Raw genomic sequence first — 14,695 nt, forward strand, 5'->3', positions numbered from 1 at the left:
CGTATGCGAAACAGAATTCTATCATTTTGGCAGGGACAAGCAGCTTCAACCAAGTATATGCTTGGCCGCTTCCTTGCCTTGGCGGATGCAATCCGGCAAACCGACGCCGTCGAATGCAGCGCCTGTCACCCAGATGCCGGGCGCCTTCTCGCTCAGGCGATGACGAAGATCGTTCATACGCTCAACATGGCCTACCGGGTATTGCGGCATGGATTGATTTAATCTCGTAATCTCAGTGAATAACGGCTCCGCCGATATCCCCATCGTTTCCCGGATGTCCCTTCTTACGGCGGCGATCAGCCCGTCATCCGGAAGCTTGACGCTCTCCTGATCCTCCGAGTGCCCCACATAACAGCGCAGCAGCACTTTGTCCTTCGGACTCGAGTGCAGCCACTTGCTTGACGTCCAGGTGCAGGCCGTAATGTGCAGCCCCTCCGAACGAGGCACTACGAACCCCGAGCCGTCGAAATCAAGTCCGAACGTCTCCTTGTCGAACGCCATGACGACATTTGCGACGGATACGTACCGTACGCCGCGCAGCTCGCCGACCTCCGCGAGGTTCTCCAGCAGATCTGCAGCCGCATAGGCCGGAGTCGTCACTACGATCCGGTCGGCAGACAGCGTCTCGCCGCTGGCCAACACGACATCATAGCAGTCATCCCGCTTCTCGATGCGCTCCGTCAAAACGCCGGAACGCAGCTCCACGCCGCCTCTTTTCAGTGCATTTACCAACGCTTCTACCAGCGTGCTCAGTCCGCGCTTAAACGTCAGAAACGTACCTCCCTTTGCGGTCGCCGTCGTTGCTGCCGCCGTCGCTTTGCGATTGCTCTGCATGCCGCGAATAAGGCTGCCGTGCTTCCGCTCCGATTCCGCGAACTGCGGAAACGTGGCCTTCAGGCTCAGCTTCTTGAGGTCGCCCGCATAGATGCCCGCCAGCAGCGGCTCCGCGATCCGGCGCATAACCTCCGTGCCGACGCGGCGCTCCATGAAACCGCCGAGCGATTCATCGCCGTTCGCCGGCCTCGCGGGCAGCACCAGATCCATCAGCGCGCGCAGCTTGCCTCCCCATGACAGCAATCCCGTCTTCGCGAACGGCATAATTTCCGTAGGTACGCCCAGAACTAATCCAGGAGGCATGGGGTACAGCTTCTTGCGGAACAAAATATACGTTTTTTTGGCCGCCGGGTTCGTCGCCGTCAGCTCGCCCTCCAGCCCAAGCTCCTTCGCCAGATCGATGATGGCTTGCTTGCGGGCCAGGAATGAATCCGGTCCCTTTTCGATGACGAAGCCGTCCCGTTGCAGCGTATTGATTTTCCCGCCGAAGGCCGGGGCTCCTTCCACTACCGTAATGGCGATCTCCCTGCCTTGCCGCTCCGCTTCCCGCTGCAAATAAAAAGCGGAGCTCAGTCCGCTGATCCCTCCGCCAATAATGACAATTCGATCAATCGTATCTGTACTCCGCATCTCTATTTCATCCTTTCAATTATACCTTTAATGCCGCGACAACCGACTCCGCGAGCGTCTCCATGTAGAGTGGATCCTTGTTTAGCATGGCGATACGCTCCAACGTCATGCCCAGCTTGGCCGCTTCCGCTTTGGCTTCGATGTCCAGATCGTACAGCACCTCCAGATGATCCGATACGAATCCGACCGGCGCCACCAGTATCGCCTTTACACCTTCTTCGCCAAGGGCCGCCATCGTCTCCAGAATATCCGGACCCAGCCATGGCTCTCTCGTCCGGCCCGCGCTTTGCCACGTGAATTGCCAATCCTTCACCCCTGCCGCTTCCGCTACCGCCGCCGATGTTTCCATCAGCTGCTTCTCGTATGGATCGCCAAGCTCGCGAATTTTCTCCGGCAAACTATGGGCGCTAAACAATACGCGCACCGGCGCCTCGCCGCCGCTGGATACGGATAGTTTCTTCAATCCGTTCTTTACGCGATCGGTAAACGCGGAGATCAGCTTGGGATGCAGGTGATAGCTTTCAACGGTTGCCAACTCTATGCCAAGCTCGTCCGCCTTGGCTTGCGCCCGTTTCATATAGCTGCCAATACTCATCGTCGAAAAGTGCGGGGCAAGCACGATGGCGACTGCCTGCTTGATGCCGTCCTTGGCCATCGCTTCCACGCCATCCTCGATGTACGGACGCGCGTGCTTAAGCCCTTGGTAGCAGACATATTGCCCTGGAGCCATCGTCTCGAGCTTGTCCTGCAAACCCGCTACCTGGCTGTTCGTATTTTCACGGAGCGGGAATACGCCGCCTACGATCGCTTCGTAACGATCTGTCAGCTCCGCGAGCTGCTCAGGCGTTGGCGCATGTCCGCGTCTAATATGGGTATAGTAAGCTTCCACATCGTCCATCGATTCCGGCGTTCCGTAAGACATCACGAGCACGCCGATCTTGTTGCCGTTATCCGACATTGCCTGACCCCTCCTTGTTTCTCTCAGCGATCGCCCTCTCGGAATACGTATGGATAAATGTAGTCAACTCAACCAGCTTTTCCAGAGAGGCCTCAGGGAACAGACCATGTCCCAGGTTAAAAATAAAGCCCGGCTCCGAGATGCCCTGATCGATAATTTCCGCCGCATATGATTCGATGACGGACATAGGGGCCGTCAAAATTGTCGGATCGAGGTTGCCTTGCACCGCTGTGCGGCCCGCCAGCCTGCGTCTTCCTTCTTCGATGGATACGCGCCAGTCCAGTCCAATGACGTCTGCCTGCACGCTGTGAAGCTCCGGCAGCAGCTCGCCCGAGCTGACGCCTGGGAAATAAATTTTCGGCTGCGGAAGATCCGACAGTTCCGCGAAGATCCGCTCGATTGTCGGCAGAACAAACTTGCGGAAATCCGCCGGAGACAGCGCTCCTACCCAGCTGTCGAACAGCTGGAACGCCTTGCCGCCGTTCGCGATATGCGCCCGCAAATAGGCGATGACCATGTCTCCAAGCTTCTGCATCAGCTCGTGCCATACGGCTGGTTCGCTGTACATCAGCTCTTTGGTTCGCAGATAATTCTTCGACGGTCTTCCTTCGATCAAGTAGCTCGCAATCGTAAACGGCGCTCCCGCAAACGTGATAAGCGGAACTTCAAGCTCCTTGTCCAGAATCCGAATCGTCTCCAGCACATGCCCGAGATCGCCTTCCACGTCGATAGGCGAAAGCCTTGCCACATCCGCAGCCGAGCGGATGGGATTATGGATGACCGGACCGACGTTGGCCACGATGTCGAAGTCAATGCCGATCGACGCCACGGGATTCATAATATCGGAATATAGAATGGCCGCATCCACGCCCAGCTTGCGGATCGGCATCATTGTCACTTCCGCCGCCAATTCCGGCTGTTTGCATATTTCGAGAAGCGAATATTTTTCTTTGATTTTGCGATAATCCGGATCGTACCGCCCCGCCTGCCTCATGTACCATACTGGCACTCGGTCAACTTGTTCCTTCCGGCTCGCCCGTATGAAACGGTCGTTATAAGACATTCCCGTTCCCCATTTCTATGTAATTTCATCTGCTTTCCATTATGCCCTTTTTCCCAAACCCTAACAACCGCCGTAACATCTCTTCCTATGACAATAGTATGACAATCGGGCCCGCCGCTGCATGAAGATTGCGTGAGAAAACAATGGAAGAGCGCAGAGCGCTAGAGAACGTCGACTCCCTTGCACAACTGCGCTCCGCTTTCTTCCGTTGCTCAACCTTACAATTTATTTCATGTACGTCCTCAAAGCAGCGTAAGTTCCACCTGTTCCCCGGAACGATCGATTCGGTAGATTCCTGTTTTCATATCGACTCCGTAATGTTTGTCAAACAACCTTTTCCCTTCGGAATCGCTCTCTACGACAACGAGATAATCGTAACCGCTAAGAAGATTGTCCATGTTATCTTCATAGAAACAACAGATCCCGTCTACATTCGGGGCATATAAAAAATACTTCCCTACATATTGCATGTAGTAATTCGTTATTTGCTGATCCGTGTCCGATGCGTACATCAGATATTTACTGCTATCCTCCTGGCCGCTTTCATACCACCTGTCGCCGGTCACCGTTTTTATTTTGTGCGGAAGCGTAGATTCGTAGCTTTTTGCAATGGAGAGGATGCCATTGTATTCGGACAACAGCAAGATGACGGCTATAGCCGTACAAGCCATAATTCCTTTTTGGTAATATCCTTTTGTTTTGACGCTTTTAAATGCACGATAGTCGGGCAACTCGCCAATTTTATAATGAAAGGAACGCTCCATATCCACTGTAGCGCACAACACCAGGCCGCCGACGAAGAGTACTACAATACTCGAGGCATAACGTTCAAATCCGGCCAGCCAAATCGCCTCATCGAGCGGCATGGAGTAGAGATACAACCCCAGAATCCCGGCATAATACAACAACAATACGATATTAAGGGCAATCAGCGCTTTCCACAAGTTCCATCGTTTCTTCAGCACGACAGCCGCAATCACGGAAGCAACGATAGCTATGAGTTCAAAGGCAACAATCCCCATCGCCGGTCTTGTCATCAGATCGGTGCTGGATCTTAGAAATAGTGAAATAATGTCCTGCATTTGCTCCGGGGTTTTTCCCGTCTCCGTATTCTGCAGACCAGAGGAAGCAACGTCGAATTTATTTTTTACCCCCTGGAAAACGGTCGCCATACGCCAATTCCATCCGAAATACGGAAGCAAGGACCCGCAGATCAGTCCGGCTAAGGCAATCGCGTTTTTCCAGACAGGTTTATTCCAATGAGTCAGCCATGTATAGATTAGGAAGATCAACCCGACTGCCGCAAAAATAATGCCGGTGCTTTTCGTGACCGTCAGTAGGCCTGCAAGCGGTAGCACGACCACACATGCCCGTTTCAGGTTATTTCGATACTGATAAACAATCGCGAAGATGGCTAGCGTATAAATCGGGAGCAAGAAGTCCACCAGCAGATTGGTGATGCGAATCGTAATATTGAAGAAGGACAGCACGGAAAGGCCTAACCCTAAAAAAGCATACAGGAGAAAACGTCGCTTCTCGGAAATAATGCCAAACATGGCATAGAAACAGGAAAAAATAAGCAGTCCTTGCGCTAATAACATTACCGATTGGGCATGTCCCGCAAAACGGCACACATAATAGAGAAAAGACGAGATGCCAAGCGGATAGTTTTTGAAATCAATGAGATCCGATGCCGGCGTCGGAAAGGCATCCGTACTTAACATCACCTTCAAGACTATCGCCCAGTGGGAGAAATTATCGTAATGCGTCAATTGGTTCTGGAAGAGCACCAGCAAAAAAACAAAGCTCCCCGCCAAAAAAGAAAACTGGAATATGGACAAGGAAAACCGAATTGAATCTGCTCGTCGCGACCAGACAAATACACTCAAAGCAAACGCAAGCACACCTAGAATCATAACGGCAAGGCTGACCGCAAAGAGCTGCCCTGCCAACCCGCCAACAAAAACAACGCAGGCAATCGATGAAAACACGAATACAGGGATAAACTCCCATCGCATTGAAAATGTTTTTCGAACAAACAGCATGTAACCCAGAAAGGAGGATACCAGAAGGGCTCCCATTAAAATCTGAAGCGTGATCAGCATTTCTATCTCTCCTAACCCTCAGTTGCACTCTCGGATTGCGATTGCATCAAATCATCAAGCATCTGATCGATAAGACCTCGCTCCGCAAGATCGTCAATATTGACGACCGAGAGAAGCATATCGTCACGTCGGGATCTCGTTTTCCGCGTATGCTGCAGGATGACTTCAATATTGCTTTTTGTATAAAAAGTAACCAGCCCCCCGGTCGTCGTATCGCCCTGGAAGTCGGTGGCGGAAAAAAACAGGAAATTAAAGCTGCGCAGCGTACAACGATCTCCATTGGTAAAAACGACTGGACACTGAATCGGAATTCTCGGCATATTCCTCTGATTCGAGAACGGCTGGATCACGCGTCTTTGCACATTGCGAACCATATCGTCATAAGCCGTATCCCAGAGATTTAACTGCTCCGGCAAGGAGTGTTTCCGGTCATAAATGATTTGCATGAATTGGCGCTTGTCCATCTCGGAGAGCGGCTGAACTTTTACCGAATAGCGCCAGCCCTCCCCGTCCTTCTTCACGTTGACGATGACTGCATCCAGATTCGCCTCATACCGCTCGGTCTTCACGTTCAGAGAAATCGTAGACTTCGGTGGCAAATAAATGGGTTGGGAAACGTACAGGGCAATACCATGTTCCGATACGTCTACGGTCCGGGCCTCATAACGCAAATTATTCTCTTTGTATTGGATGACTACATCTTCTTGCGCCCGAATACGCTCCGTCTCCCGATAAGCGCGGCGCCCGATCATGAAGAACAGAGCATAACATAAAGCGATCATATTATAAACCAGCCAGAAAACGATGATACTGCTGTAAAATAGCGCAAGGCCATACTTGCCATGCACATACCGAAGAAGCGCCGCAACCGACAACAAAAGAAGGAAGAGATGCGGAAGGGCATACAACAGAGAGGTCATCCATTGTCGATCGGCGGCCTTTTTTTTGTTTGTCACCTTGAACTTCCTTTCATGGATGTGCAAGGTTTCAAGTAATACGGGTACAATCAGATACGGCATAAAAATCGTATCGATGACTTGACTCCAACGCTGATTGCGAATATTGCTGGATAGATAACGCATCGACATGCTGTAGCAGAAATAGGACGGGAGCCAAAAAATCAAAATTTGCCAGAAGCTCACATTTACGATTTGGAAGTCGAACAGCGCGAATAAAATGGGAGCCATAATAAAAATCAACCGATTAAAAAAGGACCACCAGTACAAGAAGCTGCTCAAATAGGTAATTCTCGTCCAGAAGGCAAGCTTCCTGGAGAAGATGGCACGGGTATTCTGCAAACTTTGAAGAATGCCTCTCGCCCAGCGGATACGCTGCTTAATCATGCTCTGAATCGTTGTCGTGGTCAGCCCTGCGGCCTGAACCTCCTGAGTCGCATACGTAATATAGCCGGCTTGCTGCAAACGGATACTGGTCTCAAAATCCTCGGTGATCGTCTTTAGCGGGAAACCGCCGATCTCCTCCATGGCCTTCCGAGAAATGACCGTGTTGCTCCCTGTATAGGCAACTGCATTGGAGGCGTTTCGCAAAATATTAACCTCTCTCGAGAAAAAATCCTGCTCGTTCGGAATGCCCTGTTCCGCATAGAGGTTGAATTGAAATAAATCCGGATTGTAGAAACTTTGGGGAGTTTGAACAAGCCCTAATTTCAACCTGCGTCTCCCCAATTTGGACTTGTCGCTCCGTTTCTTCTCCGTGCGGAGGAGCCATTGCCTATTGTCTTCAGTCAACCCGGGGACCAGGAAATACGGAACGGTCTTCATTAGAAAAGTATGTTGCGGAATCATATCCGCATCAAAAGTAGCAATGAGCGGAGAGGAGGTTTTGCTCAGCGCATGATTCAAATTGCCGGATTTTGCTTCCGTGTTTTCAGGAAATCCAAGATATCCGACTCCAAATAGTCTGGCAAGCTCCTCGACCTCGGGTCGTCCTCCGTCGTCGCATAAATAAATATGAACCTTTTGCTTGTCCGGATAGTCCATAAAAGTACACGCGTTGACGGTTTTGTACAACAGATCGACCGGTTCATTATGTGTAGCAATGAACACATCTACATCCGGATAATGCTCGGGCGCAATGTTCGGTAAGTCTAGCTGTGTATGTTTTTTCTGCATCTTCTGAAGAAATAATTCGAAGGTAGTCAGCACCGTTACCGTCTCAGCTGCAATCAGCAGAATGCCGAAAACCATATTCCAGAAACCCTGATCCCATGGCAACGTAAAAATCATGCGCCATAACAAATAGATGGACATCAGAATCATCGTGGCGACGAACAGAATATTTTGCCGTTTTTCATTTTGCACTACAGACGCTGCCTCCTCGCTGCAAATACCCACCGCCGCTGCATCTGAAAGCTGAGCAGGAACAGCATGGCATCACAGATGAGTTTAGCTATTTTTTCACTCATAAAGAAAAAGGTATGAAAGAAATAAACACCGGTACTGGAAATCAATATGACGAACGCGCATAACGTCAAATAGCGCCATAAACTTCCGCGGCTATCCTCTTGGCGGAATACAAAATGTTTATTTAGCAAGTAGTTGACCAGGATGGAGAAAACTCTTGCGATCGTCGTCGCCAATAAAATCCGTATATAGTCCTGCTCCCCAAGCACGGGTTTTAATAAATCAAGCAACAGCCACGCTAATCCTAAATCGACTACGGAGCCGGCAAGCGAAGAGGAAATAAATCGCACAAAACTGGAGACCAAAACCCTCATCACCCGGGCACTGTCGCGGAGCGGTTTAAAATGAGTCCCCGCGTTCCTGTTCTCGTAGATGACTTGAATCGGGAGAGTATGAATCGGTACGCCGGATTGGACACAGGAAATGAGCATTTGCAGCTCGTATTCAAATCGAGAGCCGTTAACCCCTTGCATAAATGCAAGCAACTGCGGGCCAAAGGCACGAAGCCCTGTCTGGGTATCCGTGAGCCGTTTGCCGTAAAGCATGGCAAACATAACGGAGGTAACCCGATTGCCCAGCAATGACTTTGGCGGTATTCCTCCCTCGCTAAAGTTCCTTACCCCGAGAATGAGCGCTTCAGGATGGCGCAACGCTTCTTCGGCGAGCCGATATACATCCTCTGCAGCGTGCTGTCCGTCGGAATCCGCAGTGACAACGCAGGCGATCTCGTCGAAGTGCCGTTCAATATAATGAAAGCCGGTCTTAAGCGCGGAACCCTTACCCTGATTTTCCTTATGTCGAAGCAGAATGCATCCTTTCTCGCTAAGCTCACGGAAAATCCATTGAAATTCCTCGCCAGAACCGTCGTCCAAAATAACAATATTGTTAAGGCCGTATTCTCGTAATTGCTGTACATAGAGCAACAGCCTCTCATCTGGCTCAAGCGATGGAATAAGGATAATGGTTTCGCCTTTTTGTTCCCCCAAGGTCATCTTATTAAACCTCAATTCGACATATTTCGACATATTATATATGAAATACTGCGTGTAGTATATAGTAAACGAATTACTAGTACCTGAAACGTTGATGTGATGCGTAAGTACCTGGCGATTGGAGATATAAAAAGAATGACGCAATCTTCCCTCTGAACAAAGTTGAAGAAGCGTCTTTCTTTCAATGTACGATTAGTATGCGCATTAGCCGCGCACCCTTGCAATCGCCAGCCCGTCATAGCCGGGAAGTATCGTGCTCTCCAGCCTGACGTCCCTCGCGATTTTTTCGTTGAACGACCTCACCGCCTGAACCGCCGGCCCTTGCTTGGCTGCATCCGTCGTGCGTCCCCTCAGCAAAATGTTGTCGGCTACGATGAGCGCTCCGGGCAGCGCGAGCTCCAACGCATAGTCAAGATAGATGGGATATCCTTCTTTGTCCGCATCGATAAAGAAGAAGTCGAATTTACGGCCTTGCTCCTTAAGCCTCGCCAAACTTTCTTTTGCATCGCCAACGATATACTCCGCGATACCGTCATAACCGGCTTCTGCCAAATGGCGAGCTGCCACATCGGCATACGGCTGCAGCAGCTCAAGCGACACCAGCGAACCCCCGCCTTCCTTCCCTTCCATTCCGCGTGCCAGGCAGATGCCGCTGTAGCCGCCAAGCGCTCCGATCTCCAGCACCTTCTCGGCTTCGCTCATCCGCACGAGAAGCGTCAGCAGTCGGCCATAACCCTCCGCGATCGAGATCGAAGGCATCCCTTCGGCCGCAATGCCCTCCTTCACCCGCGTTAGCACGGCATCCGTCTCATAGAGACCGTCGACGTATTGTTCGATGTCCGACATTCTGCACTCTCCTCTATTTTCGATTTGTAAAATTGTCGCAATTTGTCCTATACTTAATTGTACGTTTTTATAGGATTCGTGACAAGAAACGGCGATGGCCGCCATGCTGTAAGGCCACCCGTTCGATATCAATTCGGAAATGAGTGTTCATTCATGAGCAAATTGCAATTAATCGCCACCGCACCCATGGGACTCGAAGCTGTCGTCGCCCGCGAGCTGAAGGAGCTGGGTTACGAGGATACGCACACCGAAAACGGTCGCGTAAACTTCACCGGCGGACCCGAGGATATCCCTCGCGCCAATCTGTGGCTGCGCTCCGCCGGCCGCGTGCTGATCAATATGGGCCGCTTCAAGGCGACGACCTTCGACGAGCTGTTCGAAGGTACGAAGGCGCTGGACTGGTCCTCCTGGATTACGGCCGATGGAGAATTCCCCGTCAACGGGAGGTCCCAGAAGTCTCAGTTAACAAGCGTCCCTGCCGTGCAAGGCGTCGTAAAAAAAGCCGTCGTCGAGTCGCTTAAGGGCAGGTACGGATCGGAGTGGTTCCCCGAGGACGGACCGAAATACGAGATCGAAATTACATTGTTGAACGACGAAGCGCTTCTCACGCTGGATACATCCGGCTCGGGCCTTCACAGACGGGGCTATCGCCTGGCGTCGACGGAAGCGCCGATTCGCGAGACGATGGCGGCCGCGCTAGTCCAGCTTAGCCGCTGGCGCCCCGAGAGACCGCTGTACGATCCCTTCTGCGGATCCGGCACCTTCCTCGTCGAAGCCGCCATGATCGGCTGGAATATCGCGCCGGGACTCCGCCGCAGCTTCGTCAGCGAAAAATGGCCGCAATTGACGGAAGAGATGTGGAGTAACGCTCGAGACGAAGCATACGATGCCGTACGCGATGACGTGCCGCTGCAGATCTTCGGCTCCGACATCGACCCTTATGCAATCGAGATCGCCGAAGCTGCAGTGAAACGCGCGGGCTTCGCCAAGGACATCAAGCTGAGCGTCACGCCCGTCTCCAAGGCGAAGCCGCCAGGCGACTATGGCGTTATACTGACGAATCCGCCCTACGGCGAACGATTGGGCGACGATGCGCAAGCGGAAGCCGCCCTTCGCCAGTTCGGTCTGACATCCCTGCATTATCCGACATGGTCCATATTCGCCATCAGCCCGTCTACGCAGGTGGAGCATTATATGGGCAGGAAGGCGGACAAGAAACGCAAGCTGTTCAACGGCCGCATTCAATGCGACTTCTACTCCTTCTTCGGACCTTTGCCGCCGAGGGAGAGATGATATGATTGTCAGAAGCGGCGGCTTCGGCCGCCTCCTCGCATGGGTTCTCGGCTGGCTGGATCGCCTGGCAGTGGCCGATTTTATTTTGTTCGCCGGCGCGATGGTATGGAAGCTGTACTTCTTCTCAACGCTGCTGTCCGTGCAATATATGGATATGACCCGCACGGATGCCATCATCGAGACAGGCGCCGTTCTGCTGATCGCCTTCTGGACGCTGCTGCTCCCTACCCGGTGGCGTATCGTCGCTCTCGCAGCGTTGAACCTGCTCCTGTCCTTCCTCCTCTTCTCGGACGTCATCTATTACCGTTACTTCCAGGATCTCATTACGGTACCGGTGCTGCTGCAGCTTGGGCAGGTGGAGTCGCTTGGCGACAGCATCTCTTCGCTGCTTAGCGCCTACGACTTCTGGTTGTTCGCGGATATGTTCCTTGTATTACCGTTCGCCGTCTTTGTCGCTTGGAGAGGGCGAGGGATACTGCGGGCGAAACAAACAACGGGACGACTCATCTGGAAGAAAGCCGCAATCCGGATCGGAGCATCGATCGTTTCCTTCGCCATTGGCTTCATGCTGTTTACCGTCAATCTCAATCATGCAACGGATACATGGGCCAAAGGACTTTTCGAGAAAAATTGGTGGAACTTGACGATCTACAACGTCACCGGAGGACTGGGCTTCCATGCTTACGATGTCTATCGTTACGCTGCTATTAATTGGTTCGGCGCGGAGACTGTTACCGCCGAACAGAAGTCCGAGACCGAGCAGTGGATCGAGGAACGCGGTCGTCTTCGGGGAGAGCTGGAGCGTGATTCTTTATTCGGCGCTTACGCCGGGAGCAATGTGCTGATGGTTCAAGTCGAAGCTTTGCAGAACTTTATGCTTGGCGCCTCCATCGGCGGTCAGCCCATTACGCCGGTCCTGAACGAACTGATGAACGACAGCGTCTTTTTCAAAAACTTCTATCACCAGACGGCGCAAGGCAGGACATCGGATGCGGACTTCGCTACTAGCTGCTCCATGCTCCCTGTAAAGAGCGGTTCCGTCTTCATTCAATATGCATCGCATGAGTTCGATTGTTTGCCCGGCACGTTGAAGGCAAACGGCTATTCCGCGAATGTCTTTCACGCGTACCAAGGCGGATTCTGGAACCGCAACGTGATGTACAACAACATGGAGTACGATGCGTTCTACAGTCTCAAACATTACGAGCTCGACGAGAGGTTGGGCTGGTCGCTTGGCGACAAGTCGTTCTACAGGCAGTCGATGGATAAAATTTTGGAGACGAACAAGGCTTCCGGCGAATACTCGCCCTTTTATGCTTTTATGATCTCGCTTACGAGCCACCATCCGTACAAAATGCCTGAGCAGGAGCAAAAGCTGGACGTCGAGGAACTTGAAGGTACGATCATGGGCGATTATTTGCAGGCCGTGCATTATGCGGACGCCGCGCTTGGAGAGCTGATCGCCAGACTGAAGGACGAAGGGCTGTGGGAATCGACGATATTCCTTTTATACGGCGATCACGACAACTCCATCCCCGATTGGAGCTTATATGATCGGTTCCTCGACGATCCGTCGGATTCGTTGACTCAAGAGGTGGCGTTGAAAAGCGTACCGTTCATGGTCCATCTTCCCGATGGCGCGCATGCGGGAATCAGGGATACCATCGGCGGTCAGCTCGATACGACGCCGACCTTGCTGCATCTTCTCGGCATCTCGACGAGCCGGCAATATTTGCTCGGCATGCCGCTGCTGACGGAAACGGAAATAGCTTCGCGAATGGTCGTACAACGCGATGGATCCTGGCGGGACGATTCGTTATATTATTTCCCCCCAGAAGACGGACTTCAGAAGAACGGCCGCTGCTTCGACATTGCAAGCGGCAGTTCGTTGGAAGTATCGCGTTGCCTCGACAAGACGGCGGAGGCCGATCAAACGCTCATCATGTCCGATCGGATCGTCACGGGCGACCTCATCCCTTCTTTCCGCAAGAACGGCGTCGTTGAGGCCATCGAGATGTCCCGTTAATAAACTTGGTACAACAAACAACAAGCTGCACGCTTCCGCCGAATCTTCGGCCGAAAGTGCAGCTTGTTTGCGTTTGTTGTCCTGTCCGGTCGAGCTGGACCGTTTTATTGGTTTTCAAGCCACTGGAGCACATCGTCGATATGCTCGACCGCTACAATATTCAGGCCTGGTGCGGCAGCTTTCGCCGCTTCCTCTCCCGCACGAGGCACAAAAAATACATTCGCATCCGTTCGACTCACGGCATAAGCCTTCTGCGGAATGCCTCCAACCATGCCGACCGAGCCGTCGGCTTCGATCGTTCCCGTTCCCGCTATGCGGAGCCCTTTCGTTACGCCGCCGGGCGTCAGCTGATCGATCAGAGCCAAAGTCAGCATAGCTCCATGCGATGGACCTCCGACATGAGCCATGTAGTCGTTGTACGAGACGATCCTGGGCGTGTCAAGCTTCACCTCCGTCTGTACGGATACACCTAACACCGCCCGGTCCGGAGTATCCTCCGATGCGGCAGCCCGCACGTTAATTTCTTCCTTCGCCGCTCCTCTGCGCACCGATACCCGAACTTCGTCACCCGCCTTGACCGCCGTCTCCATCGTCGTAATCAGATCCTCTACTCGGGAAACCGGTCTGCCGTCCAGCGCGTCAATAATATCGCCCGCTTGCAAGGTGCCGTCAGCCGGGCTTCCCTTTACGATGGCCACGATGCGTACGCCGTCCGGCACGGCTCCCTCGCCGAGCCCCGCCTTTTCCATGGCTATCGCCGCCGCTACCCGGTTGGCGTCACTTTTCATGGCGACAACCTGCGCGTACGTCTCCGATAGAGGAGGTTCATTTTCCGGAATGGGCTGGAAAACGTACTGCGGGAAAAAAGCCGCGTATAGCCTGTCGGCCAAAACGGCCGGCCGGTCGAACACCAGCACGCCGTCAATGACGCCTCCGGCAGCTCCCCCTTCTACCTCGGCGTATCGATTCAGGTTCAGCGTCATGCCAGGGTACGTCACATTGTACGAGGTTGGCCATGCCGTTAACGCCAGCACAGCCAGAGTACTTGCAAGCAGCGAGCTGTTACGCCACGGGAAGCGTCGTTTACGAAGGACTTCGCTGACGAGAAGATCCGCGAACACCAGCACGGCGCAGGCCACGATACCAAAGAGCTGCAACTCCAGCTTATCGACGGCGAAGACGATAATGCCTGCCGAAGCCAAACTTATTGCAGCCAGAGCTATTCTGATCAGGCGGAGCACAACCGGCGTCGTGCCATTCCACAATCCCCTGTCAATCGATCCGGCAACCCAACAAAGAGGAACGACAGCCAGACCATAATACAAATAATCGATCCATTCGATCCACTCCATGCCCCCGCCAGACTCGAGCGGAGCGGGCAACCAGATCAACTCGGCTCCGATTAGATACGCCAGTCCCGCAAGGATGCCGGCAAGGTAATACCGACTGCGTTCTCTTGCGCCGTCCCGTTGTGAACGAAAATTCCGCATGCCTTTCCCTCTTCCCTTCCGCATTAGAAAAAAGA

10 protein-coding genes are annotated in these 14,695 nt (G+C 52.7%); 2 read left to right on the forward strand and 8 right to left on the reverse strand.

What is annotated here, in order from left to right:
- Positions 1-45: 45 nt before the first annotated feature.
- From hemY to B1748_RS07375, 7 genes are all read right to left on the reverse strand, one after another.
- On the reverse strand, positions 46-1,464 hold the full coding sequence (hemY, locus tag B1748_RS07345) for a protoporphyrinogen oxidase (protein WP_087567223.1): 1,419 nt from the start codon (positions 1,462-1,464) through the stop codon (positions 46-48).
- Positions 1,465-1,483: 19 nt separating this feature from the next.
- The gene (gene hemH, locus B1748_RS07350) at positions 1,484-2,422 is read right to left on the reverse strand and encodes a ferrochelatase (RefSeq protein ID WP_087567224.1); all 939 of its coding nucleotides are present in this window, start codon (positions 2,420-2,422) and stop codon (positions 1,484-1,486) included.
- A complete protein-coding gene (gene hemE / locus B1748_RS07355; RefSeq protein WP_087567225.1) occupies positions 2,412-3,485 on the reverse strand; it encodes a uroporphyrinogen decarboxylase in 1,074 nt (357 codons plus the stop codon). The genes hemH and hemE overlap by 11 nt, the downstream gene beginning before the upstream one ends.
- Before the next feature lie 242 nt (positions 3,486-3,727).
- Positions 3,728-5,590, reverse strand: coding sequence for a hypothetical protein (locus B1748_RS07360; RefSeq protein WP_087567226.1), 1,863 nt, complete (start codon positions 5,588-5,590; stop codon positions 3,728-3,730).
- Positions 5,591-5,601: 11 nt separating this feature from the next.
- On the reverse strand, positions 5,602-7,911 hold the full coding sequence (locus B1748_RS07365) for a glycosyltransferase family 2 protein (protein ID WP_087567227.1): 2,310 nt from the start codon (positions 7,909-7,911) through the stop codon (positions 5,602-5,604).
- Complete coding sequence (locus tag B1748_RS07370; RefSeq protein WP_179215443.1) at positions 7,911-9,005, reverse strand: bifunctional glycosyltransferase family 2/GtrA family protein; 1,095 nt, start codon at positions 9,003-9,005, stop codon at positions 7,911-7,913. Before B1748_RS07370 ends, B1748_RS07365 begins: the two co-directional genes overlap by 1 nt.
- 204 nt (positions 9,006-9,209) lie before the next feature.
- Entirely contained in the window at positions 9,210-9,851 is a 642-nt protein-coding gene (locus B1748_RS07375; protein WP_087567229.1) for an O-methyltransferase, read from the reverse strand.
- A gap of 153 nt (positions 9,852-10,004) precedes the next feature.
- On the opposite strand from B1748_RS07375, the gene B1748_RS07380 reads away from it, so the two are divergent.
- Both B1748_RS07380 and B1748_RS07385 read left to right on the forward strand, forming a co-directional pair.
- Positions 10,005-11,144 carry a THUMP domain-containing class I SAM-dependent RNA methyltransferase gene (locus B1748_RS07380; protein WP_087567230.1) on the forward strand — a complete coding sequence of 380 codons (1,140 nt, stop codon included), beginning with the start codon at positions 10,005-10,007 and terminating at the stop codon, positions 11,142-11,144.
- Position 11,145: 1 nt separating this feature from the next.
- On the forward strand, positions 11,146-13,170 hold the full coding sequence (locus B1748_RS07385; RefSeq protein ID WP_087567231.1) for an LTA synthase family protein: 2,025 nt from the start codon (positions 11,146-11,148) through the stop codon (positions 13,168-13,170).
- A gap of 104 nt (positions 13,171-13,274) precedes the next feature.
- Here the strand turns inward: B1748_RS07385 and B1748_RS07390 are convergent, their stop codons facing one another.
- The gene (locus tag B1748_RS07390; RefSeq protein ID WP_179215444.1) at positions 13,275-14,660 is read right to left on the reverse strand and encodes a PDZ domain-containing protein; all 1,386 of its coding nucleotides are present in this window, start codon (positions 14,658-14,660) and stop codon (positions 13,275-13,277) included.
- Positions 14,661-14,695: the final 35 nt, after the last annotated feature.

The sequence above is a fragment of the Paenibacillus sp. MY03 genome, from assembly GCF_002165585.1.
Lineage (GTDB): Bacteria > Bacillota > Bacilli > Paenibacillales > Paenibacillaceae > Pristimantibacillus > Pristimantibacillus agaridevorans.